Origin of the sequence: Aquimonas sp. (assembly GCF_044377145.1) — a bacterium.
In the GTDB taxonomy this organism is placed as follows: Bacteria; Pseudomonadota; Gammaproteobacteria; order Xanthomonadales; family Xanthomonadaceae; genus Aquimonas.
Genome location: NZ_JBILJQ010000003.1, coordinates 22,975 through 49,484, shown reverse-complemented (window position 1 = coordinate 49,484; position 26,510 = coordinate 22,975). Strand labels below are relative to the sequence as shown.

General features: G+C 66.4%; 8 protein-coding genes. 7 read left to right on the top strand and 1 reads right to left on the bottom strand.

The window, feature by feature from the left end:
• The first annotated feature begins 40 nt into the window (after nucleotides 1–40).
• From ACIQ7H_RS01935 to ACIQ7H_RS01915, 5 genes are all read left to right on the top strand, one after another.
• A complete protein-coding gene (locus ACIQ7H_RS01935; protein WP_395787825.1) occupies nucleotides 41–3,217 on the top strand; it encodes a hypothetical protein in 3,177 nt (1,058 codons plus the stop codon).
• 12 nt (nucleotides 3,218–3,229) lie between these two features.
• Nucleotides 3,230–6,898, top strand: a complete 3,669-nt coding sequence (locus ACIQ7H_RS01930) for a hypothetical protein (protein ID WP_395787823.1) — start codon at nucleotides 3,230–3,232, stop codon at nucleotides 6,896–6,898.
• A 2-nt stretch (nucleotides 6,899–6,900) separates the two neighbouring features.
• Nucleotides 6,901–8,310: a hypothetical protein gene (locus tag ACIQ7H_RS01925; protein ID WP_395787821.1), complete on the top strand. Its 1,410-nt coding sequence runs from the start codon at nucleotides 6,901–6,903 to the stop codon at nucleotides 8,308–8,310.
• A 3-nt stretch (nucleotides 8,311–8,313) separates the two neighbouring features.
• Nucleotides 8,314–9,717, top strand: a complete 1,404-nt coding sequence (locus ACIQ7H_RS01920) for a hypothetical protein (RefSeq protein WP_395787819.1) — start codon at nucleotides 8,314–8,316, stop codon at nucleotides 9,715–9,717.
• An 877-nt stretch (nucleotides 9,718–10,594) separates the two neighbouring features.
• Nucleotides 10,595–21,784, top strand: a complete 11,190-nt coding sequence (locus ACIQ7H_RS01915; RefSeq protein ID WP_395787817.1) for a hypothetical protein — start codon at nucleotides 10,595–10,597, stop codon at nucleotides 21,782–21,784.
• Between the two features lie 252 nt (nucleotides 21,785–22,036).
• On the opposite strand, the gene ACIQ7H_RS01910 is transcribed toward ACIQ7H_RS01915, so the two are convergent.
• Complete coding sequence (locus ACIQ7H_RS01910) at nucleotides 22,037–23,047, bottom strand: hypothetical protein (protein ID WP_395787816.1); 1,011 nt, start codon at nucleotides 23,045–23,047, stop codon at nucleotides 22,037–22,039.
• A 158-nt stretch (nucleotides 23,048–23,205) separates the two neighbouring features.
• Here ACIQ7H_RS01910 and ACIQ7H_RS01905 point away from each other — a divergent pair, with 158 nt between their 5' ends.
• Both ACIQ7H_RS01905 and ACIQ7H_RS01900 read left to right on the top strand, forming a co-directional pair.
• Nucleotides 23,206–23,514 carry a hypothetical protein gene (locus tag ACIQ7H_RS01905; RefSeq protein ID WP_395787814.1) on the top strand — a complete coding sequence of 103 codons (309 nt, stop codon included), beginning with the start codon at nucleotides 23,206–23,208 and terminating at the stop codon, nucleotides 23,512–23,514.
• Nucleotides 23,515–24,769: 1,255 nt separating this feature from the next.
• Nucleotides 24,770–26,080 (top strand): hypothetical protein, encoded by a 1,311-nt coding sequence (locus ACIQ7H_RS01900; RefSeq protein ID WP_395787812.1) that lies wholly within the window; start codon nucleotides 24,770–24,772, stop codon nucleotides 26,078–26,080.
• Nucleotides 26,081–26,510: the final 430 nt, after the last annotated feature.

Genomic DNA, 26,510 nt, shown 5'->3' with positions numbered 1-26,510 from the left:
ACCGTCGCGTCCCGCCCTGCCCCCGATCCGGATGACCGACATGGCAAACAACGATCCCGTCATCACGCAGGCCATCTATGACAGCGCCAAGGTCCGGGTGACCTGGACGCCCTCGGGCGACACCAGCGTCATCGGCTATGTGATCTCGCTGACCTACATCGGCCAGCCTGCGGGCCAGACCGCCTACCAGAGTGGCCTGATTTCGGGTCAGACCACGGCTTTCGGTACGCTCGACCTGCCTGGTGCTCTCAACACCGACGTCTCCTATCTGGTGGTGGTCACCGCGATGTGGAGCGCGACGCAGACCGGGCAGGTAAGCGCGCCCTTGGTGCTGCCCACGGCCCGGCCGACCCTGATCTCGGCGGTGTATGACGGGGCCCAGGTGGCGTTCGAATGGGTTCCCTCGTGGCAGGCCGCGCAGGGCTATCAGCTGATCGTCTATTCTCCCGATAGCGGTACGACCTATAGCGCCACCATCTCCGATCCCGACGCCGGCAAGGGCGTCATCCCGTCCTCGAAAATGCCGAACGGCCTGTCCTCCAGTCTGCAATGGCAGGCGGTCGTGGGGGCACTCGGCGAGAACGGCGCCGCGGCGCGCTCGAGCGAGGGCGCCTTCCCCAAGCCGCTCGCCCAGCCCGAACTGGGCATCGGCACGATCTATCAAGCTGGCAAGCGCATCATCGCCGGCTGGGGGGCGCTAGCCTCCACCGGGCTGACAGGCTTCAGGCTGGCGCTGACATCCTCGGCCGGGGCGGTGCAGTCGCAGACGGTCGCCAGTGCTTCGGCCACCAGCGGCACGCTGGCGCTCGGCGCGCCGCTCTCGGAGAACCTGACCTACGGTTTCCAGGTCATCGCTGAGGGAACCGGCGGCGCAGGCGTGGCCAGCGACACCGTGCCGGTCATCACCACCATCCCTGTCCTGCTCGGCGCCGACTACAACAACCTCTTGGTCAGCTTCGGCTGGACAATGGCCTATAACTCGGCGGTCACCGGCTTCACTATCCAGGTGCTGTCGCTGGATAGCGGGGCGCAGAAGACCGCCGACATCGCCGGCGGGAACTCGACCTCGGGCAATGTCACGCTGACCAGCGCGCTGAGCACGGGGCTTGGCTGGGTCTGCCGCATCATCGCCAAGGGCGATCCGGCCACCGGCGCGATCTCGGCCCAGACCGGCGACACGCCTTTGCCCGTGGTTCCGGTCGAACCGCTTGCTGCGTCAGCGTCTTCGGACGCTGTCAGCCTCAGCTGGACGCAACTGACCCCGGCGCCACAGGCTTACGTCGCCACCCTCTATTCCGGATCAGACGCCGCAGCGGGCGCGGAAACGGGTGGAACTTCGGCCAGCCTTCCGCTGACGCCGGGCCTGACCGCGCCGACGGTCAAGATACGCAGCCGGCTTGGCGTGGCACTGGGGCCGGAGGGCAACGCGGTCGCCGTGATCGACGCCGCGCCGCAATTCACCAAGCTGGTCACCGATACCGTCACCGGCGGGGCCGTGCTGCACTGGAGCGCGGTCGCGAACGCATCCGCCTATCTCCTCAGTTTCAGCAATGGCGACACCGCCAGCCCGGCGGGCAACAGTTACACCCTGCCCGCCCCACTGCCGGCGAACGCGGCCTTGAGCGTCACCGCGCGGGCGCAGTTCACCGCCGACGGCGTGACCTCGACCGGCCCATCCAGCCCGGCCTTTGCGCTGGCCAGCGCGAAGGCCGACCTGATCCAGGCGAGCTATGACGGGATCTCGGTCTCGGCCGCGTGGCATCCGGTCAGCGGCGCCAGCGGTTACGTCATCAGCGTGCTGAAGGAAGGCAGCCCGGCCACGGTCGACGCTCATTTCGACGCGCCCGGCGATGCAAGCTCCGGCACCTGGACGTATACGCCCTCCGACAATGCGGCGAGCTACAGCGTCGTGGTACAGGCGAGCTTCCAGACCAGTTCGGCCAATGCCTCGACCGGCCCCTCAAGCGCCGCCCTGCCCCTGTTCACCGCGGGCTTCTTCACCTCGACCGAGCCGGCCTCGACCGCCTACCCATACCTCTATCCGGCCACCAGCCTCGCCAACGCTGCCACGCCTGGTGCAGACATCAGCTTGTACCTGCCCCAGATCGGCGGGGCCACCCCGCTGACCAACCTGCCGGTGACCGCGGCCCCATTCACCTTGGAAGCCAATCCAAATTCGGACACTGCGACGGCGTGGCCGTACCGCCTGACGCTCGCGGCCAGCAGCTCTGTCTGGGCTTTCGATGCCGCGCCCATCCGCGCAACGCTGCGCGCGGCCTATATCGCCTTCCTGCAGGCTGCCGAGACCGCCGGCGCCGCGCCCTGGGGCGTGCAGATCCTGCAGGACGCGATCTCGCGTTACATGCCGCAGACTTTCCAGGAGATCCTCTATTACGGTTACGGCCTCAGCTTCCCCTCGCAGGAAACGGGGGTCAGTCAGGGCTATGCCGACCTGCGGCCCGGCATGGTGCTGCGCGTGATCGCCGCGCCCTACCAGACGGTCACCCAATCGTCGTCGCTGCAATGGTCGAACGGATACGTCGGGGGTTCGGTCGTTGACTACGACGTCGGCAGCTTCATCGACAGCTCGGGCTCCATCACCACCGGAACCGACGCATTTGTCGGCCAGCTGGTCGCGGGCGGAGCGCTGACGGTCAACCCGCCGCCCAGCCATACCTCGACCCAGCAGGAAGGCGGCATCGCCGATGCGGCGGATATGTATTTCGCCGGCTTCCGCACCTGCTTCTATCGCTTGTTCCCGCCCACGACATTGGCGGGCGCCAGCGATCCCTGCCCGACCAACACACCCAGCAATTTCGTCATCGCCGCGGCGCCCAGCTTCAGCGCCCTGCAGCTGGCCAGCAACGTGCCGGGCGGAAGCTCGCCGGTGGTGTATTTCCGCGGCCGCTCGGTGCTGCGGCCTTGCCTGCGAGCAGTTCTGAACGGGGTGCAGATGACGGTTCCGGTCGGCACGACGGTCGGCAATCTGCTGGCCCAGGCTGGGCGCGCCACCTCGCCAACGGCGCTGGCGATGACCGGGCTGACGCTGCAGCGCGGCCTCGGCGCGGCGGTGACCGACCCGAGTGCGCCACTTTCCACGGCCGCCTTCTATCCGGTGCGCTTCGACTGGAAAACGCAGGCCAGCTACGGCCCGGGCTGGTCGCCGCTGTCGCTGCCGCTGCTGCCGGGTGACATCGTCTCGACCGGCGCGGCCTAAGGGGTCCGCGCGATGGCCGCCCCGACATATGACCAGGTCACGGGGCGGCTCTATGCGCTCAGCAGCAGCGCCGACAGCGGGCTGGCGGACTATTGGGCCGGCTATGCCGCCAGCGCCGGAGCCGGCTTCGGCGCCTCGGCCAATCTGTCGCAGGTCTGGGCGGACCAGGGCGGCGTCTACCTGTTTCTGAAGCACCAACCTGCGGACCCCGAAGTTTTCCTCGCCGGTCTTCTGGCCCTGCTCCCGCAGCTTTCGCCGCAGGGCTGGCTCCGCATGCTGTGGATCGGGAACCCGGACGACGCCCCCTTCTACTGGCGCACCCAGCGGCTGGACGCACTGCCGGTGTCGCAGCCGGAAGGCGATTGGCGGCTGGTGCGCGGCCAGATCATGGGACTCGGCGATTACGCGGTCTCGCTGGACGGCGGAGCGAGCCTCACCCTGTCCCTGGCAGAGAGCCAGGAAGGCGTCGCCATATCGGCCTCAGCGCTCTCCTTCGTCGCGCCCGGCGCGGTGTATCCGGCACAAGGGAGCGATGGCGGCCTGCCGCTCGTCGGCGCCCATGTAGGCTGCCTCGGCTTCCAGATCTTGCTGACCCATGGCGGGGAAGCGGACGACGACATGAACCGGCTCGGCGTCATGTTCCGCTACGGAATCGCCGACGCAGACAGCCAGGCCGGCATGGTCGATGCGATCGACATGCCGCTGTTCCGCCAGCAGGACGCCACGCCGATCACGCTGACTCTGACCTACGATCCGGTCAATCCGCTGGCGTCAGCGCGCACCGCGCTCTGCTTCTTCCCCGCCCCCGGCACCCCGCCAGCGCTGGACTACGCCCAACGCACAAATACCGGACACGCCACCCGCGCCACGCCGATGGCGGCCGGAAGCGGATTGCCCGGCGCGCGGCTGGCGTTCGGACGCACGCCGCTTTTCCACGCCGATGACGAGACCGGGGCGAGCTTCCTCTACCACCTGACGCCGGACGGTGCCTTCTCGCTGCAGAGCCTCGGCGGCGAGCAAGCGGCCGGGGATGGTGCCGACCCCATCGCCGGGCGTCTCATCCTCGGCGCATCCGGCGCCGAGTACGTTGCCCTGACCCAGGCCAGCGGCTGCGTGGTGCTGTTCGGAGCGGGCAATGACGCCTATGTCCCCCCGGTCGCCCCGGACGCTGCCCCGGCCCAGGTCGAACGTGTGCTGCTGAACGGGCTTGGGACCACGGGCTGGGCCACCGTGCTGCCCCCGAGTCCAGGGGGGGTGGGACTGACCTTTTACGCCCAACCGCTGCAGGCGCCGCTGTTCGGCGCGGCCAGCGGGGCGGGAACAGGCTTCCTGCGCTTCCACGAGATGCCCGCCGCTACCCTGCCGGTCTATGCGAGCGGCCAGGCGCTGCCGGCGGTGATGCCGGTGGGTGTCTACAGCCGGGTCGCGCCGGCTGCGATCGATGCTGCGAGCCTGATCGAGACCGCCGCCCTGGCGCCAATGCGCCGCCAGGTGGTCGGCCTGCCCGATGGGCACCAAAGTCTGGCCGCCTTCGAGGACCCGCTTGACAGCGCCCCGCTGGCGGTGACGCCCAAGGGGCTGATTGCGCTGCTGAACGAGGCGGAGACACGCTGGGCCGGCGTGCTGTTCGCCAACATGCCGGATTCGCTCCACCAGCGCCTCACCCTGACCGAAGTCGGCCCCGAACTGCAGTCCGCCCTGCAGTCCAACCAGCTCTTCATGGTGGTCTCCAACGTCGATACCTTCATGCAGGGCAGCTCGGTCGCCTACCAGCTGACCGCAGCAGACGCCGTGACGCTGATGCTCAGCGAAGGCGTGCCGGCGGACGTCGCCCTCTCGGTCAACGCTGTGCTGGCGGCGCAGACACCGCCTTATCCGTTGTATCCCAACGAGGTCGCGTTCAACGCCGTGGTCTCGGACGCAGCGGGAGAGTATCTGCCGCAGGTGCAGGCTGCGGCCGGGCTGCTACGGGCCGACATCGAGGGTTGGAACTTCCAGCTGTCGCCGCGCGCCTGGCGCAGCAATCCGTCGTCGCCGACCCTGATGTTGCTCAAATACTGCGACCGACCGCTGACCGAGTTGGCCAGCGATCCGGCCTCATGGGGCTGGAAGGACGCCGCGCGCAACGATCAGGGCAGCCTCAATCCGACGCTGGCCGTGCTGAACGGCATGCTGGCTGCGGCCAGGCTGCGCGCGATCGACCCGGAAGTTCCGCCTACCGACCCGTATGCGGTGTTCTACAACGAGATCGCCAGCAATCCCCAATGGAACGGCGTGTTGTTCCTGAATGCGCCGGTCGACTTCACCCAGATGCCCGAGGCACTGCAGTTCATGGCTGCGGGCGTGGATGCGACGAAGTTCTACGCGCACCATATCGGCTTTTCGGTCACGCCCTATGACGCGCTGGACGGGGTGATCCGGCTTGGTCAGACAGCCGCTTTTGGCCTGATCGACTACAACGACCCGCAGGATCTGGTCGCCTCTGCGACGATCCCGTTCGGCTTCAAGACGCTGCAGATGCAGGTGCGCTTCGCCAATGCGCGGGTGGCGGACTTCTCCGCCAAGGTCGAGCTGATGGTCAACCAGCTGTTCGGCTCGTGGCTTGCGAAAACCGCACAAGCGCGCGGCAACAATCTGATCCTGGACGGCAGCTATCAGCGGGTCGGCGGCGCGCCGAGCTACACCTTCGCGCTGGAGCCGGACAACGTCTTCATGACCGGCAACGCTGCCCTGATCGCCATTGACATCCTGTCGGCGCGGCTGGAGACCTCCTCCACCCCGGTAGAGGGCGTGCTGACCTCTCGCTTCGTACTCTCGGGCCAGCTCCAGTTCACCGAGATCGAGGGCTTCGACCTGTTTTCCTACGGCATCGGTGCGGACGGATTCGTCGGGCATCTGGCTTTCGACGGGCTGGCGGTCGGCATGTCCTTCCCGCTGGCCACGCCGGAGCAGCAGAGCTTTCATCTCACCGAATCCGCCATTGCATTCGACACCGCCGGCGCTGCCACCGAAGCGCGCCCGGCTTCGCTGGCCGAGAATTTCCCGATCCAGCTGCTCGGCCTGGTCGCCTCGCCGAACCTGTCGTCTCCCGGAACGCCGCCAACCGGCGCCACCCCCGGCGATCTGGGCTATACGTCGATTTCCGCTCCGCTCGACCAGACCCCGCTGACCGCGCCCTGGTATGGGCTGAGCTTCGCACTCGACATGGGCACGCTTGGCGCGCTCAGCGGGGCGATCGGGTTGAAAATCGAGATACTGGCGGCTTGGGCGCCCGTTCCCCCCGGAAGCGCCCAAGCCCCGGTATTCCTCGGCATCAAGCTGGGGGTGAGCAATGCGATCAACGGTTCGCTGCCGCTGCAGGGCGTGCTCAAGCTCGGCTTCCGCAGCTTCATGTTCGAAACCTACACCACCAGCCAAGGGCAACTCGCCTATCTGCTGCGCATGCGGCGCTTCGCGCTGTCGCTGCTGATCTGGAGCTTCCCACCCGGCAACGCTGACTTGCTGCTGTTCGGCGCACCGGGCGCACCGAAGAGCTCGCTCGGCTGGTACGCCGCCTACGCCAAGCAGGACTCGAAAAAGAAGACCGCGCGGGTCGAGGGCGCCGCCGCGCCGGCCCTCGTCGCCGCTTATGATCCAGCCCGCCGCGCCCTTTCAGGGCGGCGCACGCCGCCGGTGTCCTGAGCATGGCGAGCTACGCCCTCATCTACTCGCTCGATGTCGGCCAAGGCATGTGCACCTATGTCGAGCTGATCGACAACGACACCGTCGTACGCAACGCGCTGTTCGATCTCGGGTCGACCCACAACGCGTCGAGCGCAGGCGGGGCGGCGCTCAGATTCCTCGGTGAGCAGATCGTCAAGCGCAATCCGCCCGACGGCCACATCGATATCATTTTCATCTCTCACAAGGACGCCGATCACACCAACCTGTTCGGAGACCTTCTCAAAGCCCTGCCAAAGATGACCATCGACGAGGTCCGCTATGGCGGCCGCTACGACTGGTACAAGGTCAAGGTTCGAGGCAGGGACGAATACACCAACATCCTCAACGATCTGGGCGCGCGAACCTCCTGGGCGCCTTATTTCGTGAAAGGCTTTTCCGTCGGCGACACCAGTTGGAACGCAGAGGCGAACCAGTTCCACCCGCCGCTGTGGAGCGGCACTGGCTTCTCCGCAAACCTGCTGTGCGCCAACGCGCCCCACCGCAACGAAACGATTGGTATTGACGAAAGCTCGATCTCCGAAAGACCGAACGGCGACCAGGCGAATTCGAAATCGCTGGTCATTGTGCTCAACATCGCCGGCTATCAGTGCGTGATCGGCGGCGACGCCACCTTCCCCACCTTCCAGTTCATCAACGGCAAGTTTGATCGCACCCTGCTGAATGTCTACATGGTTCTGCTGCCCCATCACGGCAGCCGTAAAACCACATTCGGCCTCAGTGCGACCAATGCCAGGCTGAGCGTCGAGAAGCGCCAGGTCGTCGACACCTACGCCAAGCGGATGAACGGGGCGACCCTGATCGCGAGTGCCGACACCAGCCACGAGCACCCTTCGCTGGAGACGATCGACCTGTTCCTGCAATACGCCGATTCCGGCCTGCCCTGGTGGAGCGACAGTGCGCTCAACTCCGACCCTCCTGCCAACAAGGGCATGCACTATGTGACTTCGCGGGTCGACATCACGCTCAGCGAGACGGTCACGGTTCCCAAGAGCTACACCACTTATCAGAGTTCGCAGAACATCTACTCGACGCTCTACCACTACAGTCCGACCACGCCGCAGTTTTCCTACGCTCCCTTCGTCGCGCCAGCGGCGGTGCAGCCCAGCACCACCGCATTCACCGTCGGCATGAACTGGATCTACAACATCACGCCCGGCGATCCGGAGAAGGTGCGGCTGGCAGGCGCGCCCAGCAACCGGCTCAACGACACGCGTACCGCATTGCTGGCAGGCCAGTCCGCGCCGCAGCCACATGCGCGGCCGGCCGCGGCCTCGCAGGTGGGCTTGCAGCATCTGCCACGCCCTCACGGCCGGCCGCGACCCGCCGCCCACGCCCACCCGCACAGCCCGCGCCTGCAGGCGGTGGGATAGTCCATGCCCTCGACTTACGTCCTTTACTCGCTCGATGTAGGCCAAGGGATGGCGACGTATTTCGAGCATTACGACAGTGGTGGGACGCTGCGCTCCAATGCCCTGTTCGATCTGGGCTCGACCAAGAGTTCCAAGACAGCCGGGCCACCGACTCTGGAGTTCCTGAAGGCGCAGATCATCAAGCGCAAGCCGCCCGAAGGCTATATCGACGCGGTCTTTCTGTCCCATAAGGACGGCGACCACATCAATCTGCTGGGCGCGCTGCTGGCTCTGGTACCGGACGCCGGCATCGGGCTGGTGCGCTATGGCGGCCGCTACAACTGGTACAAAAACCGCGACAAGAACGTCCTGACCGATCTCGGCGCGCGCACTGGCGACCCCAAATACCGTCTCAAGGGTTTCCCGATCGGCCACAGTAATTGGGACCAGACCACCGGCTTCGGCGTGCCGATCTGGATGGGCACGAGCTACGGCGCCTATCTGCTGGCCGCGAACACGCCCTACAAGGACGATGTCGTCGGGGATCCGGAGTCAGCCATATCGAACCGTCCCGACGGGGATCAGGCGAACTCGAAATCGCTGGTGATCGCGCTGTTCATGGGCGACACGCTGACCGTGATCGGTGGCGATGCGACCTTCCCAACCTTCCAGTACATCAACGGCTTCTTCGACGCCTCATTCAACAACAACGTCATGACCTTGCTGCCCCATCACGGCAGCCGCAAAACGACGTTCGGCCTGAGCGCGACCAATGCGGCGATATCTGACGACGCCCGGCTCGTGGTCAGCACCTACGCCCGCCGTATGAAGGGGCTGACCGTCGTAGCCAGTGCCGACACCAAGCACGCTCATCCCTCGCTGGAGACGATCGACACTTTCGTCGCGTTCACGGACAAGGCCAAGAGCTGGTGGTCCGATCCCGATTTGGCGGCGGGCTTTCATTTCGAAACCGCCTATGTCGACCTGACCCTCTCGGACACCACCAGTATTCCCAAGGAATACACGTCGTTCCAAACCAGCCAGAACATCTATTCCACTCTCTACTACTTCAATACGCGGAAGGTGGATTTTTCCTACGCTCCGTACGCGGCCGGCGCAAAGCCGCCGGACATGGTCTCCTTCACCACCGGGATGAACTGGATTTACACCTCCAAGTCCGGTTCGGCGGCTACCACGCTGGTGGGCGTGTCCAGCAACCGCTTGGACGATACGCTGGCGGTGCTGATGCGGCCCGACTTCGTGGCCGGCGATCCTTTCCCGTATCACCTGCTTGGCCGCGGCGATCACGCCGCCACGCCGGCTCCGGCAGCGGCGCCTGTCGCGGCGCCAGTGCGGCGCGCGCCCGGCCAGGCGCGTCCTGCGGCGCAGGCGCACCGCAGCGCACCGCGGCTTTCGGCGCTGCGGTGAAAGCGATGCGCCCTCCCTCCCTCCCTTCCGCTGACCGGAGCGCGCCATGTCGGTGATCGCCGTGTACAACGCGCTGTACGCCGCGCTGGCCGGAGGGGACATCAACCTCTGGACCGCCTCGGCCAGTCCCGACCTGCCTGGGCTGCGCGGCGTGCTGGAGCTGTTCGGCTTCACCGGGCCCTACACGCTGACCGGGGCGGTTCTGACGCAGGGCGCCAACACCGTCACCCTGATCGGCGACGGCGACTACGGACAGCCCGGCGATCCGCGCGGCATGCGCTTTGGTGCGACCGGGACCCTGCTCTACACCCAGTCCGGCGCCGAGGGCGTGTTCCAGTTTTCGCTGGCGCTGCGCGCCTCCAACTGGACCTTCTCCGACTTCTTCAACCCCGACGCGATTCCCGACAGCCAGCGCCATGACGCGACCGACCTGTCGCTGGTCTACGGACCCTCCTTTCTGATCGGCATGCGGGTGATCTCGCCGGTGTTCCGCGCCGACAGCCTGCCGGAGGCGAGCCTCACCCTTTCCGGCCTGCTGCCGGAGAACGACGCTTTCGGATCCTTCGCCGACTATCTCGCCCCCTGGCCGCTGACCCTGTCCGGTCCCTTGGTCATGCCCCTGGACTGGGTGACCCCGCCGGTGATGACGCTGACCGCGCGCACCGCGGGTTCGGCCAGCATTGCGGTCGGCCAGCAAAGCGGCATCGCTGAGGGTCCGGGCGGGCTCAGCCTGAAGCAGCTGGGGATGGAGCTGCTGGTCCGCACCGATCTGGAGGAGATCAACTGGGGCCGCACCGCCTTCTCGGTCGCCAATCTGATCGGCACCGTCACGCTCGGCGACCCGCAGACCGGGCTGGCCGCCAACCTGACCACCCAGGTGCTGACCGCCGGCGGGGACTGGCACCTCACTGCGATCTTTGATCCCGCGCACGCCTCCGTGGTGCGCGGCATGGCGCAGCTTTCGACCATTTTCGGCGTGCCGGCGCTGCCACTGCCCGACAACTTCCCGCTGTTGCAGACGTTCAGATTCCGCAGCGTGGAGCTCTATTTCACCTCGCCGACCGAAAGCGCCTTCCCGACCCTGAACTATCTGGTCGTCACCATCGGCTCCGACAACGAATGGACCCCGCCGGTCCCGTTCGTGACGCTGCATGATGTCGGCACCCGCTGGGTCTGGGGCTGGACCAATATCGACGATCCGGCTGCCAGCGCCGGCAACCGCAATACCAGCACTATCTCGGGATCGGTGTTCGGCAGCTTCCGCTTCGGCAGCGGCGGCGACGGCGCCGCGGTGCCGCGCCTGCCAGCCCCGGGAGGCGGCGGAGGCAGCGAGCTGGTGCAGGCCAGCGCGGTTTCCGACACTGTGGATATCGATGTCGCTGTCACCCTGCCCGACCTGTTCATCACCGGGAACATGCGCCGGGGCGACACGATTTCGATCGGCGGCGCCTTCAGCTATTTCTTCGGCAACCCTGGCCCCTCGATCACCGGCGGCTACGACGCGGTGATTACCGATCTCGGCTTCGCCGCAGACCCGCTCGGCCAGAGCTATTCGGCCAACACCGAGATCGTCTTCACCCATGGCGGAGAGCCAGCAGCCGGCTGGCCGATCGACCTGGTGGTGATCACCATCACGCTGCACCAGGCCGAGTTCTGGATCAAGGTGCTGGACGGCCAGGTCTCGGGCGGCATTGCCGGCGAGTTCGCGCTTGAGGAGGCTGCGCCGGACGATTACGAAGCCCCGCGCTTGATCGTCTCTGCCGAGTATCCGGTGCAGGACCCCGAAGCACCGCGGGGCTGGCTGTTCGCCGGCCATCTCTATCCGGGCACTTCGATCAACCTCACCAATCTAGTGGCGGAATTCCTGGGCCTTGAAAGCGCGCCCGGCTCCGTGCCGCTGGATCTCACGGTCGACCGCCTGGACATCGAGTGCGCCACGGGGACCGGCGAGTACGCGCTCGGTGGCACGATTTCGGTGCGCTGGACGCCGGAGCTGTTCGGCACGCCACTCTTCGGCACGCCGCTGAAGGTCTCAGCCGCGGCCAGCGTCGACATTGCGCGCAAGCCCCCGGCAACCTCGGCGCAGGGGCGGCTGTCGGGTCTGTTCGCGATCAACAAGATCAGCGTCGAAGCGGCGATGGATGTGGGCGTCGACGAACCGACCTATCTGCTCAAGGTCATGATCGACACCCTCTGGCTGCAGGCGACCACCTCATGGCGCGGCAAGGCCCCGAACCGGCATCAGGCGATCAGCCTGCAGCTGGGCGGGACGACGCTCGGCGACATGCTCGAATACCTGGTCAATCTGGCAGCCCCCACGCTCGGCTTCTCGCTCGACCCGCCCTGGGACATCCTCAAACGGGTCGAGCTCTCGGCCTTTGTGCTGACGCTGGACCCTACCGACAATCTGGTGGAGTTCATCTACAAGGCGAACATCGATCTCGGCTTCGGCACGCTGAAGTCGGTCGGGGTGCGCTACAGCCGCGGCGGCCAGGGCAAGGTCGACCTGATCCTGGAAGGCTCGATCCTGGGCCAGTCCTATGAGGGCGACGACGCGCTGGCTTGGGACGTGATAAACGACCCGCCGCCTGCCGTTCCGGGCACAGGCGGGGCGCTGATCGACCTGCGCTATCTCGGCATCGGCCAGCGTATCCGCATCAGTAGTCCGCCCGATACGGTCGCCGGCACGCTGGACATGCTGAAGACGTTCATGACCCCGGTCGACAATCCGGACAACCTGCCCGGAACGAGCGGCGCCATCACCTTTTCGGCCGACAGCCAGTGGCTGATCGGGGTCGATGTTGGACTGATGGCCGGCACCATCGATTTCGGCTTCGTCTTCAACGATCCGATCCTCTACGGCCTCTCCATCGGTCTGAACGGAGAGAAGGCGGGGCCGCTGGCCGGCCTGCGCTTCGAGATCCTCTACAAGAAGATCAGCGACGACATCGGCATGTTCCGGGTGGAGCTTCGCATCCCGGACGCTTTCCGCACCTTCACCCTCGGGGTGGCCTCGTTCACCCTCGGCATCGTCGTGGTGGAGATCTACACAAACGGCAATTTCAAGGTCGATTTCGGCTTCCCCTACGATCGCAATTTCGACCGCTCCTTCTCGGTGCAGGCCTATGTCTTCATCGGCCGCGGCGGCTTCTATCTGGGCGTGCTCAACGGCACGACCTCCAGCCGCGTGCCGCGCATCACCAACGGCACCTTCTCGCCAGTGATCGAGCTCGGCGTCGGCCTGGCCGCGGGCGTGGGGCGCGAAATCCGCGCCGGGATTCTCGGCGGCGGCGCCTATGTGCAGGTCGAGGTGATCTTTGAGGGCGTGCTCGGCTTCTTCAACCCGAGCAGCGCCGGGGTGGCGTCCGCCACCTATTTCCGTGCCCAGGGCACGGCGGCCCTGCACGGCAAGGTCTATGGCTACGTCGACTTCAAGATCGTCAAGGTCACGGTGACGTTGGAGGCCTACGCCCAGGTCAGTGCAATCTTCGAAAGCTACCAGCCGACTGTGCTGCTGCTGGAAGTCTCGGTGCGTGCCGAGGCCAAGGTGAAGATTCTCTTCTTCAGGGTCAGTTTCTCCTTCCACGTCCAGCTTGACCTCAGCTTCACCCTGGGCAGCGCCTCGCAGACTCCCTGGATCGTCGGCGCCGATCAGGGACCGCCCGCCGCCCGGCAAGCAAGCCTGATGCTGGCCCCGAATCGGCGCTCACCTTCGGGTCTCACGCCCGCTCTGCGTCTGCGTCGCCGCCCGCACCGCCGCAGCCAAGCTCTGCGCCAGACCTGGCTGCGCAATTCGAAAAGCCTGCGCGCCTTCAGCCTGGGCGAGGCGGACGATCCCATCGCCGGGGTCTGGAACTGGAATCCGGACCAGCGGCTGTTCCCGGACGGCCAGACCCAGACCGCGTTGCTGCACCTCCTGCCCATGATCTCGGTCGGCAACATGCCGGTGTCCTGGACCGGGGACGCGCCCGCCAACACTGAGCCGGCCTATCGCGCCGCCTTTGTGCTGACCGCCGACTCCGGCGTCGATCCGGACGCAGTGACGGCGAGGCAGACCCGGGTCCGCTCGGCGCATATGAATCCGCTGGCCGGGGGCGAGGCGGATACCGACGCGCTCACTTCCGACCTGTGGGTCGAGTTGATGCTGCGCTACTGCCTCTACTCGATCCCTGACGGGCCGAGCGGGAACAGTTCGCCAGTGACGTCGGCGCAGCTCAACGAACTCGCCGCAGTGATGAACGATGCGGACACCGCCGACGCCGGCTTCTCCTGGGCGGCGATAGACACGCTGTTTACGCAGAATCTGCACCTTCAGATCGGCGGCGATCCGGGCGGCGACGACCCGGAGGCGACGGCGCTGGGCGGCATGGTGGCGCCGATTCCCCCGGGTCTGGCGTGGACGGCGAGCCCGGGCGGGGACACCGATTTCGCCACCATCCATCCGGTCGGGCCTTGGTATGAATGGGGCGTTTCCCAGTTGCTGAGCGCCTATGTGCCGGTCGGAGGACAGGCGGGTCCGCGGCCCGAGACCGACGATCCGGCGGCCTACGAATCCTTCCCGACCTTTGTTTTCCGTGACTACTGCCTGATGATCGCCAAGGCGGCGGTGCAGGAAGCCCAGAGTCTGATGGCCGAGGCCTCCGCAACGGTCGCCGCCGATCAGACGTTGGCCCAGCTCGCGGACAGCTTCCCCGCCGCTGCCGTCGACTACGCCGTGCGCTCCGGCGACACGGTCGACAGCGTGGCACTTGCACTCGGCGCGACACCGGCCGAGATCGAGTTCCTCAATCCGGACATCGAGGCGACCTTGGCCGCCGCCCCGGTCGGCTCCATCATCCAGGTCCAGCTGGGCATCGCCCCTGAAGTGCTGGCCGACGACAATTCGGCCGCGCCGTTCGCGCTGACCACGCTCGATCTCGGCGACGTGCTGCATCAGGTCGCCGACGGCGAGACGCTCACCTCGATCGCGGCGCTGTTCAACGTCGCCAGCGTCGCCACCCTGTTCGACAGTGGCGGGATCGACACCGGGCTGGGCGCCTCAAGCCTGCTCCTGAAGGCGAACGCGGCCTTCGACTATCCAGCGGTGACCTGGACGGACGGCCCAGCCACCACGTTGCGCGCGGCCGCCACCGCCTATGTGCGATACGCCCGGCCCGATCTCAGCCCGATCCCGCCGGTGCGGCAGGACAGGTTCGAGCTCACCCCTGAATCCCCGGCTGACTGGTACGCGCAGGCGGTGTTCGACCTCAATCGCGACGCGCTGGCCGCCATGTATCCGGACCAGCAGATTCCGACCACGCTGGAGCTGCCGCCCGAGCAGACGCTGCGGGTCCCCTCGGCCTTCAACAATGTCCAGACCACGGAGAACTACGCCACCGTCGCCGGGGACACGCTGAACCGCATCGGCGCCATGCTGACGCTGGAGCAGGTCTATCCCGACAGCAACCCGCCCCGCGCGGACAGCTGGCAGACCTTTCTGGCCGCCGTGACCTCGCCGGCGGCGAGGACCTATGAGCTGCCGGCCTGGACGGGCATGCAGGTGATCCCCGGCGAGAGCGTGGAATCGCTGGCGCGGCGGCTGATCGTCGATGTCGCATGGACCTCGGCGGCCCCGCCTGCGAGCGCCGGGGTCTGGCATTACGACTGGACCGCCATCGCCGGCTGGGCGGGTCCTTCGACCTTCCTTTCGACCCTGGCGGTGGTTCCCGTGCCTGACGCGGTGGCCAGGGCGGAAGAGGGTGGGCATCTCAGCTTCAAGGTGCTGACCGACACCTATGGCATGCCGGTCGCCGACGCCGCCGAGCGGCTGCAGCACATCGCCGGCCTCTATGCCGAGGGCAGCGTGCTGACGGCGACGCTGCTGCCGGTCTCAACCGTCGCCGATCTGGTGGCCGGGGTGCTGGGCGGCTCTGGCCTGGCAAGCGTGGTCAATCAGGCCTCGCGCTGGATGATGGCCGGGCTACGCCTGCCGGACCTCAAGGTCGAGGACGGCCACACCGTGCCGGACCCGCTGGCCGACTCGCCGCTCTACGACCTCACCGGCCAGCAGCTAGACCTGACCATCAACACCGACCCCGATCATGGCGACGACACCGCCCTGACCGTCACCGTCACCTCCAACTCCGGCTGGGTGACGCTGGCCAGCACCGAGGTCAGCGGCGGCGGCGAGCTTGAGACGCTGTTCGCCCGCCACGGCGAGGGCTTCGCGGCGCGCAATCCAGGCCTTGCCTCCCGTCCGGCACCCGCCGGCATGGTGGTGCTGGCCGCAGAGGCGAACACGCTGAACTACAGCTACAGCAACGCCCAGATCGTCGCGATGGGTCCCACGACCAGTTACGACATCCCGGTCGCCAAGCAGCCGGCTGCATTGCCCGTCGCCGGCCAGTCGCCGCGCGCCTACGGGCTGGAGCACCGGATCGAGTTGCAGACCCCGATCGCACTGCCTATCCCGGGCTCTGACCAGCCGCCGCTGAGCGCACAGCCGAGCCTATGGCCCTTTCCGTCCGACCTGCAGGCCCGCGCCGCCGCCAGGGTCGCCAATCCCTACGAGATCCTGGCCACCAAGCAGGAGCAGCCGGCCGGGCGCAAGGCCAGCGCCGTCACCAATGCGACCTGGGCCAGCACCGTACCGGTGCGGATCAAGCAGGTCGGCGACAGCCTGAATCTCTTCGTGCTCTACGGTGTCGACGAGGCTGACCGCGCCGTGTTGCTGGCGCTGCGCCAGTGGCTGTCCACGGCGGATACGACCGACACCGTCTCCTATCTGCTGGTCGGGCCCGCGCCGGACGCCGGCAATCCGCAGGGCGTCACGGTGCTGAACGGGCCGGCCTCCGGCGTCTATCTGATCCAGACCAACCTTTCGACCGAGACGCTTCCCCAGCCGCCGCAATCGGCAGCGCGCGTGGCCGTCGATGAGGATGGAGACCGCGATCCTCCGAACAACTTCGCCTCGATGGACCAGCTGCTGGAGTTCTCCACCCTGCTTTGGGAAGGCAGCGTGGTCGGGGGCGCGGGCTATTTTGTCGGCGTCGACGCCGGCCTGCCCCCCAGCGCTTTCGACAGCAACGGCCTGGCCTTGATCGAGATCCTGGTCATCGCTGGCAGCCAGCAGGGTCTGGCGCCGGAAGGCCGGCAGTTGCTGGCCTTCAACACCTGCGCCCTGATCGGCCCGGGGCTGGATGCGGCGGCCAGCGCGCTGTTCGTCGAGGATTTTTGCGGCGAGGACGTGATCGTGCAGCCGCTGCTCCCGGCAGGCAGTTACGGCTTCTCGCTCGCCATCGACGCACCGCATGACGCCGATGCGACCGAGACCCCCGAAGACCTGCAGCGCCAGCTTTTCAGCCTGCTCAGTTTCGGAGTGCCGGAGAGCAGTGACTACCCCTATGTCATGCCGGCCTCTGGCATGCCGACCCCACCCGCTCCCTGCGAGGAAAACGAGCCGTCAGCGCCCGAGCAGGAGCGGCTGATGCGCCGTGGCCTGATGGCCGATCCGCGCGACGCCACCGAGCCGCAGCCGCTCTGGCGGTTCGACCAGGTGCTGCCGCTCTACCGCTTCGCGCCCGCCTCGCAGCTTCCAGTCGTCAGCGGCCTGCCCGCGGCGGCGGACGATCCCTATCGCGGCTTCGGAACCGCGGCCTCGCTGCCAACCGCGACAGCCATGCTCGGCTGGGGCGATCTCCTCGGCAACCGCACCGAGGCGCCACCGGCGGGCCAGGGGAAAGCCGACATGCCCACCGGCTATACCGACCCCTTGATCGGGGTCAGCGAATGGCCGGCCCTGGTCGCGGTGTATGACGTCCGGGCCGATGCCGGCGCGGCGGAGCTGGTCGTAAGACTGACCCCGCGCGCCTCGACTGTGCAGCCCTCGCCCTCTCAGCGCGGCGCCGCGGCGGCCGATATCGCCGACCGCCAGGCGCAGACCTACGGCAAGTCCTACTACCAGCTTGGCCAGACGGTGACCGCCGAGCTGGTCACCACGCTGCACGACTCCGACGATGGCGCGCTGGACATCGAGCGCGCGGCCCTCTGGAGCTTCGTCGCGGCCAACTACGCCTACGCGATGACGGCGGCCGAGTTCGACAGCGTTCTGCCAGCCGAGGGAACGACGCTGGGTGAAATCGTCTCGACCTGGAATGTGCGCTACGCCGAGATCGCCGCCGCCAATGCCGAGATGCCGATGGCGAGCCTGTTCGGCGCGCTGAGCCTGACCGTCCCCGCCTACGCCGTGGTCGCCGAGCAGGACAGCGCCACGAGCATCGCCGACACGCCGCGCCCGGACGGCTGGCCGACGCCGGACGCCGAGGCAATCCTCGCCGACCCCAACAACGGCGCGCTGCCGCTGCGCGCCGGCGCAGTGCTGGCGGTGTCTCCGGCCCGCAGCGTGGCAACCGGCAACGGGACCGCAACGCTGGCCGCGCTCGCCGCAGCCAACGGAACCACGCCCGGCATGCTGGCGACCGACAATCACGCAGCCGAATCTCTAGCCGAAGGCTTCATCTTCGCCGTCGAAGTCAGCGAAGACGCGCTGGTCACCGTTACCGTCACCGCCCCGAACGCCGAGCCCGCAATCACCAGCTTCGACGCGGTCGTCGAGCGCTTCGCCGAGCACGGCGTCAACGTCACTCCGGCCGATCTCGGCGAGCTGGCCGCCGACGAGCCGGGCATGTTCCAGGCCAGTCAGAGCCTTGAGAGCTGGGTCTGGGTCGCTGCCGCCGGCGAGACGCTGACCAGCAATGGCAGCGGGCTGACGCAGGCCCAGCTCGCCCCACTCAACGTCGATAGGCGCGACCTGTTCGATGTCGGCGCGCTGATCAGTCTTGGCGAGTTCGGCAACGGCAGCGGGGTGACGCCGGAACCCGACCAGACGCTGCGCGATTTCGCCGAAGCCTACGCCTGTCCCGGCGAGCAGGTGCTGGCGGCCAATCCAGGCCTGGCACTGCCGGCCAAGAGCCGCCTTGCCGTGCCCGGTGTCGTCGCCTGGCCGGACGCCCCGACCGTCCTGCGGGGTCCCTACTCCGTGCTGGCGGGAGATTCTCTGGACAGCATCGCGGCGCGCTTCGACTGGCCCGGCGACGACCCGGCGCTGTCTCTGGCCAACGCGAACGCCGATATGCCGGAGGTGCTGAGGGGCGGGACGCAGCTGACAGTGACGGTCGCCGGCGATCCTTACCAGATCACCACGCCCGCCGCTGGCCAGTCGCTGGCCGGGGCACTGGCGCAGGTACAGGCCGAGGCCGCGGGCGCCACGATGGGCGATCTGGTCGACTCCATCGGCACCGAGATGGACGTGCTGCAGCCGGGCGCGCTGCTGCTCTGCCCGCCGGCCAGGCTCGTCTCCGATCTGGCACCGGCCGAGATTCCGGCCGCCTACGGGGTCAGCGCTGCGGCCTTCGCGCTTGCCAACGCTGGCGCGCCGGGCCTGATCGCCGCCGGCCTGACCGTCTGGGGACCAAACGGGGTTGCTCGCGTCCAGACTTTAGCGGGCGACACCTTCAACGCCCTGATCGTGCGCTTCGCCGAACAGGGCGTGCAGACCGATGCGGGCGAGATCGCCGGCGCGACCAAGAACCAGGACGTGCCGCTGTTCAAATCCGGCGCGCTGGCGCTGGTCCCACCGACACCCGCGGTCATGACAGCGAGTCTGGGCCAGGGCGGCCCCTATCCCGGTCCGGTCTTCCCGCTGTCGGTTGAGCTGCGGCTTGCCCGGCCGCAGGCGTTGATCAATCCGGACTTCAATCCGGGAACCGGTGGCCCGATCGAACAGGTCGTCTCGCCCATTCCTGCCCCGCTGAAGGGTGCGGGTTCGGACGACCAGGGCAGCCTGACCTACAACCGGTTTATCGCCGACATGCGCGCCGCCCTGCCCGATCTGCGCATCGCCACCGGGCGCGCGCCAGACAAGCCACAAGACCTCTGGGCGGTGAATTTCGGCGCGGACGGCATCGCTTCTGTGACCATTGAGGGCGGCACGACCGTGCCCGGCCAGGCAGACCCGCAGCCGCGCTATTTCGCGCTGACGCCGCTGTACCACCGACTGGTGACCCGCGATCAGGTGGTGATCAAGACGATGCAAGAGGACGGAAGCCTCTCGCCGACCGGCTCGCTCACCAACTTCCAAGGCATCGATGTCGAGCCCTGGGCCGGACGCTTCCTGTCCGACATGGACCGCTTGCTCAACGCCGAAAACGCTGCGGCGATCTATCGCGACCCAATCATGCGGGAGTCTCTGCAGAGCGTGATCGACAGCAAGGCCCGGCTGACCCAGGTGATTCCGGACGGGCTCGGCGCTGTGCTGGACATTGAGGACCCCAACGAGGCGGCCGGGCTCACCGCCGCGGTCGCCACGCTCAGGCAGCAGCTCGGCGTAAGCCTGTCGCGCGCGTGGAGCGCGTCGACCCTGGTGCAGTTCGACCGCACCGTGGTCTCGCCCTGGCAGGATCCGGGCTCGACCCTGAAGCCCGCCGACTTTTTCGGCCGGGCTGCCGTGGTCGGGAGCGCGGGCGAGAACAGGTCATGGACCATGACCGCCGGCAAGTGCTGGCTGGAGCCCGAGGGCTCGCCCTTCGTCACCCTGCTACTGACCGAGTCCGACCCGGCGACCCACCGCAATGTCTCGGCGACGCTCGAATACGACTTCTCCGACATGGAGCACGAGATCACCGCCGAGGGAATGCCGGCCGGCTATGTCGCCTCGAACTGGCTCAGCTTCACCCCGCAGCTGGCCGGCGACGACCGCCCCGCCGCCATGCATACCGATCTGGGCGTCGTCACCGTGCCGATCCCGCTGCGCAACTTCCCCGCCCTGCCCATTGTGCAGGGCCAGACCGCCACACCCTCGGCCGCCTTTGATCCGCCGCAGCTGCGCGCGCGCAGCTTCGCCGCTACGCGCGCCGAGGGCGCCACGGCGCTGGCGGTCATGCCGCTGTGGGACCACAGCTTCACCTACAGCCACGAGCACGCCGAACAGGACGATGTAACGCTCTCCATTCAGTACAACCTGGCGACCGGCGTGTTCGCGCGGTTCGCGGAGGGAGACCGCGACCTCTTCACGGAGCTGGCGCAATACGACGCCGTCGCCGACCAGCTCTGGTCGGTCCTGGACGGGCTGGACACGCCCGGCAGTGACCTGACTCCGGCGGTCAAGAACGCCGTGACCACCTTCAAAACGCTGGCAGCAAACGTCGCCCACTACTGGCCCGACCGCATCGAGACCCCGCTGGGCGAACAAGCGGGCGGGCCGGTCGCGGACGCCACCTTCGACTTCCGGGCGCGCGTCACCGACCGCGATTCACAGACGCTGGGCCGTGAGCTGGACTACCTGACCCTGACGCGGCTGAACGCCCAGCCCGGTCCCAACGGCCAGTGGCCGGTAGTTCTGTGCGCGCGCCCCGATGGCCAGGCGGTATTGCTGACCCCCAGCGGCCAGGGCGAAGACGCCGAGCGCTATCAGGTTCCCGCCGACATCCACATCCCCGCAACCTGGCCGGTCTTCACCCTCATCTGGCGGGAGCTTAATGTCGCGCTGTGGCAGAACGCCACCGGCTCGGTCTACGTGCAGCGGAACCAGAAGCTGCTCGGCCCCGATGGGCCTGAAACCAAAGCCGACTTCGTATTCCAGACCGAAAGTGTGCGTGCAGCCAGCATCGTCACCCCGCTGAACGTCTTCAGTGAGCGCACGCCGCTGCAGGGCGAAACCGGCCCGGACTATGTGGAGACTGCTCTCCAATACGCCTTCGACACCCTCTTCCCCGGCGCGATGGAGTTCGACACACCGCTGCGCATCACGATGGCGGCGTCCTACGCCTATGAACTGGCGACCGCCCCGGAGAACCCTGCCCACAGCCTGGCGGCCGGGGTTCCTGTCTATCTCTATCCGAACCAGGAGCTGACATCGGCCACCGCCGCAGCACTGCAGACCGCGGTAGAAAGCTGGCAGGCGGCCGAGGACCCGCAGGTCGAGGGTGGGGAATGGGTGTTCTCGCTCACTCTGTACTCCTCTATGCAGGGCGAGCAGCGCCCGCTTTTGCTGGTCGAACGCATGTTCTGCGCGCTGCAGCAACAGAGCTGATCGCGCTTCAGGCTTGGGTGTGGCTGTCGCCGGTGTCTTCGCCAAAGGGCGAGGCGGAAACACCCGAACAGCCGTGCTGATTGACGCCATCGACCGGTACGAAGTGCCAATCACCACCTGCGATAGTTCAACAGGCGGCGTATAGCGTCGGGAGATGGGGTGGGGCGGACGGCTGCGATTGCAGGATGCAACGCACGGGTCACGCGTCGCCGGCGCGGGTGCCACGCGATCGACACCGCTGACGCTGCCGCATCAGTGCTCCGTCTCCCGGATCTCCCGGTCGCTCTCGGCCACCCAGTCCCACATGGCTTCGGCAATTCTCACGGCCTCGGCCTGACACAGTCCCGGGAATCTTTCCCATGCATCACTCGCATCCGGCAACGGCGCGCGAAACAGACCGCCGTCGTCGCGCCCCAGGTATCTTCGGGCGACACGCGCGTTGCTCTCGCGCACGCGTTCCAGCAACGCCAGCCGCATGTCGGGCGGAAAAATGTAGCGATATTGCGCGGCATCGGGATATTCCTGGGAATACGCCGCCAGGAACTCGAACAGTGGCCAGTACTTCGGCGCCACTCGGCGTTTCGCGGTCATCATTGACAGGAAATGGAGCGCCGCTTGGTTGAGTCGCTCGTTGGCACGTTCTGCGGGCGTGAAATCGCTCGCATCGTCGATACCGAGCGCGGCCAGAAACATGGTCTCCACGCTGCAACCGCCGCATGCCGGTTCGAACGGCACCACCTGTACATGATCGCGCCCCAGTTCCGCAACCCACTCCTCCAGCTTCTGCTCGTAGTCGAGCGCATCGTCGCGAATACGGGGCAGGTTGAAGTAGTCGACCGGATCCATGAGGGGAATGGTCCCCGATTTGAGATCGTCCCGATAAGACGATTCAATCCAGTCATCTTGCCGACGCAGGAACAACAGCACATGCAGTTCGAAATCCCGAAAATACTGTGCAAGTTCGGCCTTTTTGCTCGCGAAGTAGAAGACTTCTGAACTTATGAGCACGCTGGTTGCACCCGCGGACGCCACTTCAGCGTGCAATGAAGCCAGCGCCGCACCCGGATCCAGGCGACGGATCCAATCCTGTGTCTTGAGGAAAAAGGGGTTCGCGAAGGGGTGATGCGCGAAATACTGAAGCCCGGTCGTCGGATAGAGCCAACCGTGCCGAAGCAGTTGCGGTCGGTTGCCAACCAGGAACTTCTGGATGGAGGTGGTCGCTGTCTTGGATTGGCCCGCATGGATCACAAGCTTTCGTTTCATCGAGTCCCTTGCCTTTGGAAACCGGGGCACGCGCGCACAGGATTTTCTCAACACCCGAACCCGTGAGCAAGACCCGAAAAAATTCAAGCATTTGATTCGAAAGCGTACTCCAGTCACTTCAGCGGTCACCCAACGGGTGAGCCCGAAGCTTCCTGAAGATGATCCAATCCGACCGCAATCTCACCTTTGACGCCGGCCTGCTCGCGATCGGCCACGGCCTCAACCACTTCGTCCAGGTGCCGCAGCTCATAAACCCAGCGCTGCCAGCGCAACCCGGCAGCCCAAACACCGCTGTCGTGCAAGCCTACGCGTGCCTGCTTTCTATTGGCAAGAGCGACGTCGAGGCAATCGAAAACCAGCGCCGGGATGGCTTCCTCCAGCACGCACTGAGCCTGCCTTCGGTGACTTCCGCGCCGGCCACCTTACCTCAGCACAAGATGGAATCGGACTCCGACTGGCTGAATTGAGCGACGAGCTGCCGGTTGCGCTGCTCAAACGCGCTCGCGGGGCGATCAAGCCCCTGCCCATAAGTCAGGTGGGTTCAACCTGGATGTGTTTTGTCTCAACAGCTCCGAGATCTGACAGACCCAGCACACTTGGCCGAGATCTAGTTTCGACCAACAGGAACAGGATTTGGTCTAGGCGTCAGCGAGAGATTTTGGACACGCTGTCGCGCGTGCCAATGAACTCACGCCATCCTATTCGCGGAACGCGCCAACCCTTTTGAGACAGCCGTTTTACCAGATGTCCGTGATTCACTCCGCCGGCGGACGAGTTCGGTCGTGCTCGCGATTTCATTGCCTCCAAGCTCGCCCCGCAGGCTCACGACGAATGCTGGCAGCGGGTTGACGGACACCTCCTCCTTCGGTGCCTTCGCGCGTGGTGCGCAATGGACGAAACGCTCGTGATATTGCCGGGAGGCCGCGTCCAGCGCAGCCTGCTTGATCGCAGTGACTGCCTCCGCACGCACGTAGAACACGTCCGCCGGAAGGTATCCGTTGAGATCCCTTGCCGATGTTCATCGTTGTACCCGTCGAAGAAATCGCTGCACCCGTGGCGCGCACGTTCTGCGCGCTGCAGCAACAGCGCTGAGGGCGCTTCAGGCTTAGGTGCGCCTGCGCTGCAGCAGATGCTCGTCGGCGGTGTCTTCGCCAAAGTGCGGGGCCGGAAGACCCGACCAGCCGTGCTCACAGACGCCATCGACGCCTACGAAGCGCCGAGCAGCCTGTCGGGCTTCGATTGGCCGCGCTGCAAATCCGCCCGCGCGGTCCACCATCCGCGGATTCTTGGCCGAGAGTCCACTCGACCCGCGAATCGTCGAGAAACTGTCCTCGCGGAGTCGAGCTTTCGCCCCGGCCTCCAAAGCCGGACAGGCAGCTGAAGATTTCACCCAACTTCCAGCCATTGCTGGTCGAGCGAGCTGCCAAGGCCAATACACGATCTGTTGAGGCATTCGGACGAAAAGCTGACACGGCACAGTAGGTTTCCGACAGACCCGCATCACCGAGGTGCCCTAGCCTAGCGCCAACCCCGCCAGAATCTGTGGGCGGGCGCCACCTCTAACGATGGAGAAACCCCATGCTGCAAAGCGCGCGTCACCCTGTTTTTTGTCTGTGTCTGGCTTTCTCCACCATGGCTCTCGGCTTTTGCGGAAGCAGCCAAGCCCAGCCCGCATACAGCAGCTTGCAGCCCTTGCCGGGCACGATGGAGGGCAGCTCCATCATGGTCAGCAACAATCCAGAAAGCGTCAGCCGCGAGGGTCTGTTGCTCGGCACCGATGCGATGGTTCCGACCGTCGCGGGTACGGTCAATCGTTCACTGACCCAAGGGACACTTGATGGAGCCTGTCCGGCGGGGTCGATGCGTGAGTTCGCGTTTTACATGCATCACCTGATCGCGGCGCCCAGCGGTTCGGATCAGCAGGTGGATCGCATCTTTCTGCTGATTGAGCCGGCCGGGAGCAGCGCAACCTTCAATGCCTACGGATCCGCAATCTCACAGCGCGACATTCTCGGCGACCCCGCCACCACGCTGGATCCCGGCAAGAGCCCCTCGTACTCGGTTTCGCTGGCTGCAGTCACTGGCAGCCTGCCGAGTTGGGTGAACGCTCGCAGCGACAACAACGGATCGAGATTCATCAACGTGAGCGACCGCGCCATCAGCCAACCGTTCCCGCTGTTCCTGCTGCGCGGAACCCGCGGCGCGTCGCTGGACGCGCGCATCAAGATTCGCGCGACTTCCGGCTGTCTGCGCGCGCGGGTGGTTGCGGCATCGGCGAACAACTCTTCCGAGACCCTCGCCAATGCCCTCAGTAAGCGCCAGTACGCATGGGGCAATGTGGCTTCGACGTTCAATCCGGACGGCAGCCAGAACGTGTTCGGCGGGGCGCCGTGCACCGACCTGCAAAGCATCGGCTGGGGTCGCCCTGCCGGCATCTATCGCTCCGAGCGATGGGCGGGCTCGACCAGTGTCAGCATCACCAGCGCCACCTCATCCCGTGGGTGGCAATTCCTGTCTGCCCCGCCCAACCAGCAGTCTGGCAACAGCTGCCTCATGAACCCGCAGACGCCGACACCGTCCAGCGCATCGCAGCGTACGGCCGCGCTGCGCTACTACTCGACCAACAACTCGGGCCAGTCGGAAGGCCGCGACAGCGATCCTTGGTCGACAGCCAATTACGGTGCGGAGTACCTGTTGAGCTTTGCGGCGACCAATCGCAGCGGCGTCTGCGTCACTGCTCGGCTGCAGATCGCCGCGTATCCGGGCCAGCAGGCCTGCTCAGCCGCCGCTGCCAAAACCCGACACTATGACGGCGCCTTCCGGGTGCGGACCAACGGCGTGGAGCAGCCGATTGCACGGGCGTTCGTTCGCTGCCCGGCCGGGCCGTCGGCTTCCACGATTGCCAGCAAGGTGTTGCGTCCGAATGAAACGGTCGACTGGAACGTACAGGGTTTCATTCCGGGCCTGATCTCGGCGCCCGCGGGCATCGTCCTCGATACCTCTCCCGCAGCAGCTGCCTCTCCCGGCTGCTGAGCCCCAATGCCTGTCCCCATGCGTGCCGAGGCGCGTGGAGGCAGGCATTTCTGCCAGTGCTTACGGAGTTTGTGTGATACCTGCCTTGTGACGCTGCTTAGCATGATGCCGTGTGCCGCTGACTCTTCACATGCGAATCCCGTCGAACACTCCCGTGAGGCTCAAATGAATACGTTCAGCAAACAGCTGGCGGCAGGCGCCGCCAGCTTGGCCCAATTTGTGGGCTATCCGTCGAGCGCAGGGGCCGCTGCGGTCGCCGCCGAGCTGATTCTCTCTGGCAGTTGAATGCCGCTTCACGCAAGCCTGGCGCGCGCGCCCATGCGAAACGGGTGGGGCCATCGCATCAACGCCTCGCATGGATGGGCCGTGTGGTGCACTGCGAGAAGTGAGTCGATTCCGTTTAGCCTATCGATTGGCGACACTGGGCGAA